We start from the raw sequence: 4,845 nt of genomic DNA, 5'->3' as shown, positions 1-4,845 counted from the left end.
TCGTAGCAAAGAAGGCTGGGCTCGCCGCCGCCCTGCTCTGCGCTCAGCCAGAACACACGCCCGGCCGCGGCGCGCAGCCCGCCGTAGTTGCCCGGCTCCTCGGACAGGGCCACCACGCGCCGGCCCAGGCCGGCCAGATCGATCCGGGTGGCGGGCGTTTTCGGCTCCGCAGCCGCCTTGCCGTCCTTTTTCTCTTCCTTGGCCGGCTTGCCCGCATCCTCATCCGCCGCGGCCGCGGCTTTTTCCTCCTCATCGCTGCGCGGGCCGAGCGGGCTGAGCGAGTCGGCCTGCAGGGTGAGCAGGTAGACCCGGTCGGTCTTCTCGTAGATGTAGCTCATCTCGAAATTGCCCAGCTTCGGGTTCAGGTCGCGGCCCGAGATGAAATAGAGGTACTTGCCCTCCGGGTCGAACACCGGCTGGGTGTCGTTGGTCATGCCGTCCGTGACCCGCTGGACTTTCTTGTTCTGGATGTCGTACAGGAAAATGGCGCTGAACTCACGGTCGCGCTGGACCGGCTTGGAGTAGGCCAGCCAGCGGCTGTCCGGGCTGAACGAGTAGCTGGTGATCTCCCAGAGCGTGGAGGTGTCGGCCAGGGTGAGCGACTTGGAGGCCACATCCAGCACCCAGAGGCGCAGGCTCTTGTCCGAGAAAGCCACCCGGCGGCTGTCCGGGCTCCACATGGGCGCGTAGCGGTACACGGCGCCATCTGAGGTAAGGCGCACTTTCTGGCGCGGCTGGCCCCCGGTAGGGCCAGGTTCGACCAGGTAGAGCTCGTCCTCGCTGCTTTCATCCGATAGATAAAGGACCCACTTGCCGTCCGGGCTCCAGCTCGGGTCGTGCTCACGCGCGCCGCTGGTGGCTGTGAGCTGACGGGCCTCGCCGTGCTCGGCCGGCACGGTCCAGATGTCGCCCCGCGCCTCGAACACGGCGCGCTTGCCGGTGGAGGACAGGTTGTAGGACTCGACCAGCTTGTCCACGCTCCTGAACTCCGGCCGCACCGCGATGGCGTCGCCGCCCGCGTGCACGGGAATACGGCTCTCCACGCCCGTGGCCGGGTCGAGACGGAAGAGATAGCCTCCGAGCTGGTAGACCAGCCCGCCCGGGCCGCCGCCCAGCCAGCGGACATCCCAGTCCTTGTGGAACGTGAGCTGGCGCTTGCCGCTGCCGTCCGGACTCATCTCCCAGATGTTAAAACGTCCGCCCTGGTCGCTGTTATAGTAGATTTTCTCGCCCAGCCAGACCGGCTCGGTGTCGGTGCCCTTCCAGTCGGTCAGACGGGCGCTCTTTTTGGCGGCGAAATCCCAGGTCCAGATGTCCTGGGCCAGCCCGCCGACATAGCGCTTCCAGGTGCGGAAATTACGGAACGTGCGGTTGTAGGCGATCCGGCCGCCATCCGGCGAAAAGTCGGTCAACCCGCCCTCGGGCAGCTCCAGCAGCTCGGGCGGCGCGGAACCGTCCGCGGCCACGGTGAACAGGCGTTCGAACCAGGCCTCGAAACTGGCGCGCCAGGAGCGGAACAGCACCTTTTTGCCGTCCGGGGTCCAGCCCAGCACGTAGTTGTCGTAGCCGTGGCGCAGCTCGCCATAGTGGGCCTGGCGCACGGTCAGGCGCTTCGGCTCGCCCCCCGCTGCGGGGATCACGTACACGTCCCGGTTGCCGTCATACTCCCCGGTGAACGCGATCCAGGCGCCATCGGGCGAAAAGTGCGGGCTCAGCTCCAGGCCCGGCGAGGCGGTAAGCCGCGTGGCCGCGCCCCCGGCCACGGGCACGCTCCACAGGTCGCCGCCGTAGACAAACACCACGGTGCCATTGCAGATATCGGGGTAGCGCAGAACGCGGGCTTCGCCGTCCGGGGTGGCCTCCGGCGGCTCGACTGCGGACTGCTGGGCTGCGGCGAGTGAGAAAAAGGCGGCCAGGAACATCCAAGCAAAACTTAAACCGGAACGCGGCATGGCGGGTTCTCCTTGAATTGGCTCAAACAGGATGAATTTGAGAAAAACGTCAATATTTGAATTGTAACACCGGCCGTGGAGCGGGACAAGAGGGAGTGGGGATTTTAGATATTTCATTCTCACCAAAACATATGTTCGTAACTATCTGAAGGATAAGAACCAAAGTACATTTTAGACCAAACCTCTTTTACTTGTGGATGAGTATTTCCTTTTATATTTTGGCATTCTACGCACAATGGTTGAAGATTTCTGAAAGCAGAATCACCACCAGCACACTGGGGTAATATATGGTCGATTGTGAGTTGTTTATCATGTGACTTGCAGTTAAAACATTCTCTATCGTACAAATTGAGTATTTGATTTTCCATCTTTTTATTAGGGTATTTTCTCCCAGGAGTTTCAAGTGGAATACCATAATGTTCCTCAAGATGGTATGTTACTACATAAATTTCATCCTGATCCCACGGTCGAAGCTCTTTCCTGCATCTTTTACATTCAAAACAAAAATCAGGATTTTCTTCTAAAATATCTTTCGTCTGACTAAGAACATCCCCTCCAACATGAATTAGCAAATCAAGTTCCCAGTTATCCGGCATGATGTCAGGAATCCTATTACCTGCAAAAGGATCATTTATCGCACATTCTACACAGTAAGGAGCAACCAACCAAAGGTCCAATAATTCCAAATAATTACAATACATTTTCCTTTGTTGTACATAGAACTTGTAGCATTCCGATCTTATCCATAAAGAATCTTCATAGATTTTTTGATGTGTCTCGACTGGCAATTCAAACATTGTGACCTCACTCTTTTTAAGGTAGAGGTCAAAGAATAAAGCGGGCACGGCATGCCGTGCCTCTACAGGAAATCGATTCACAAACTTTTTATTTGGTCCATGTCATCCGCTTTTAACTGTGCCATCCGCGATTCAGCGCACCTCCACTTTCGCCCCTCCCGGAAAGCCCTCGAAGCGCCGCCGAAGTTCGCGGTCGCTGACCACGGCGGCGGCTTTCTCCACTCTCCTGCGCTCGCGTATGGCTCCCAGGCTGCCCAGCGCCCCGAACACCGCCCCGAGCGCCGGAAAATCCAGGCGCAGCAGGGCCGTGGGCAGGGAAAGCAGCAGGAAGAAAACATGCCCGGCCAGCATACGGTTATCTGTCAGGTTCTTCCAGTGGAAGAACAGCCTGTTCCGTCGGGAGATGTAGCGCACATAGCCGCGGCGGAACGCCCCGCCGGCGATAGTCGTGTTGGGGCGGTGAAAGACCACGCTGGCCGGCTCGTACAGCACTTTCCAGCCGCGCTTGAGCGCCCGGTAGCACAGGTCCGTGTCCTCCCAGTTGAACGGCCGGAACAGCTCATCCAGCCCGCCAAGGGCGGCCCACTTGCTCCGGTCCAGGGCGGCGAAACCGCCTGGGGTGTAGAAACTGATCAGCTCCAGGCCGTGGGGCGCCGCCGCGGGCAGGCAGTCATAGTTGCGCCAGACCCGCCAGAACCCGCGCCGCCAGCGTCCCAGCTTGCCCCCATCGTGGAACCGCACCCCGTCCCAGTCCAGGCTTTTGGCCCCCACGGCGAACACGCGGTTATCCACGAAATGCCGCACCAGCGGGGCGATGAACCCCTCCTCCACGCCCACGTCGTTGTTGAGCAGGACGACAAGCCCGTGACGCGCCGCCTCCACCCCGCAATTGACCGTGGCCGAGAACCCGCGGTTGACTTTCTGCTCCAGGGCGCGCACCGACGGGAAACGCTCGCGCAGGAACTCCCCACTGCCGTCCGTGGACCCGTCATCCACCACCAGCAGCTCGCCGCCGCCGGGGTAATGCGCCAGGGCGGCCAGAACCGAGGGCAGGAAACGCTCCAGCAGGGCGCGGCCGTTCCAGGTAGGGATAACGACACTAACCGGGGGACAGTGCTCCGGTCCAGGCATATCAGGCTGTTCGGGCATATCCGGCACAGGTCCAGCGCCGCAGTGGCGGGCGTTCAGGTTCGGGGGTGACAGCCCAGGCATTCGGCGTACAGGCGGTCCAGGGCGCTCAGGTGCTTTTCCAGCGAGAGGTTTTCCAAAGCCCAGGCCCGGGCGCGACTTCCCAGCGCGCGTCGGCTGTCCGGGTCGGCGGCCAGGCGGGTGAGGGCCCCGGCCAGGGCAGGCGGGTCGGCGGGCGGCACGAGAGCGCCGCTCCGGCCCTCGATCACGAACTCGGGCAGGGCCCCGGCCCGGGCGGCCACCACCGGAAGGCCGGCCAGCATGCCCTCCACCGCGCTCAAGCCGAACGCCTCCTCCAGGGAGGGCACCACCAGAATGTCCAGCGCGGCCAGCACTGCGCGCATGTCGCTGCGGTGCCCGGCCAGTGTCACCCGCTCCTCAAGGCCGAGCGAGCGGGTCAGGGCCTCCAGCTCGCGGCCCCAGTCGCCCTCGGCCTGTCCGGCCAGGGCGAAACGCAGGCGAGGTTCTTGCTCCAGGGCCAGCGTCGCCGCGCGCAAGAACGTGTCCTGGCCCTTGCGACGCTCCAGGCGGCCTATCACGGCGGCCAGCACGTTGTCATCGCTCTCCGCCCCCAGCTCGCACCGCACCCGGGCGCGTTCGGACGGGTCCAAGCTTCCCGGCGCGGCGAACCGCTCCGGGTCGAGGCCAAAATGCAGAACCCGCACCTTTGCCGGCTCGACCGGACAGGAGGCCAGGAGGCTTTTCTTTACAAAATCCGACACCGCGATGACCGTGTCCAGCCGCCCGTAGAGCATGCGGTGCAGACTGTCTTTCTTGTTCCCGGCCGAGGCGATGTGCTTGTGCAGGATCAGCGCCGGGCGCAACCCGGCCAGGGAGCAGGCCGCCTCGACCAGCAGGAGGTCGCGCGAGAGGTGGATCTGGATTATTTCCGGGTTGCACCGCCGCAG

General features: G+C 62.4%; 4 protein-coding genes. All 4 read right to left on the bottom strand.

All coding sequences use genetic code 11. The features are described 5' to 3' along the window. Window positions 1-1,952: protease (locus tag LLH00_17550; GenBank protein MCE5273086.1), on the bottom strand; the 1,952-nt coding region annotated here is incomplete at its 3' end. A gap of 119 nt (window positions 1,953-2,071) precedes the next feature. Continuing rightward, the gene (locus LLH00_17545) at window positions 2,072-2,548 is read right to left on the bottom strand and encodes an HNH endonuclease (protein MCE5273085.1); all 477 of its coding nucleotides are present in this window, start codon (window positions 2,546-2,548) and stop codon (window positions 2,072-2,074) included. Between the two features lie 333 nt (window positions 2,549-2,881). After that, window positions 2,882-3,880 (bottom strand): glycosyltransferase family 2 protein, encoded by a 999-nt coding sequence (locus LLH00_17540; GenBank protein ID MCE5273084.1) that lies wholly within the window; start codon window positions 3,878-3,880, stop codon window positions 2,882-2,884. Between the two features lie 53 nt (window positions 3,881-3,933). After that, window positions 3,934-4,845 (bottom strand): glycosyltransferase family 4 protein (locus LLH00_17535; GenBank protein MCE5273083.1); only part of this gene is annotated, 912 nt, incomplete at its 5' end.

Source organism: bacterium (assembly GCA_021372515.1).
Lineage (GTDB): Bacteria > Gemmatimonadota > Glassbacteria > GWA2-58-10 > GWA2-58-10 > JAJFUG01.
The sequence above is the reverse complement of the archived record's forward strand: the minus strand, read 5'-3'. Positions and strand labels throughout refer to the sequence as shown.

Coding starts and splice junctions, on each gene's coding strand:
- LLH00_17545 (MCE5273085.1), bottom strand. CDS start 2,548: ATGCCGGATAACTGGGAACTTGATTTGCTAATTCATGTTGGAGGGGAT.
- LLH00_17540 (MCE5273084.1), bottom strand. CDS start 3,880: ATGCCTGGACCGGAGCACTGTCCCCCGGTTAGTGTCGTTATCCCTACC.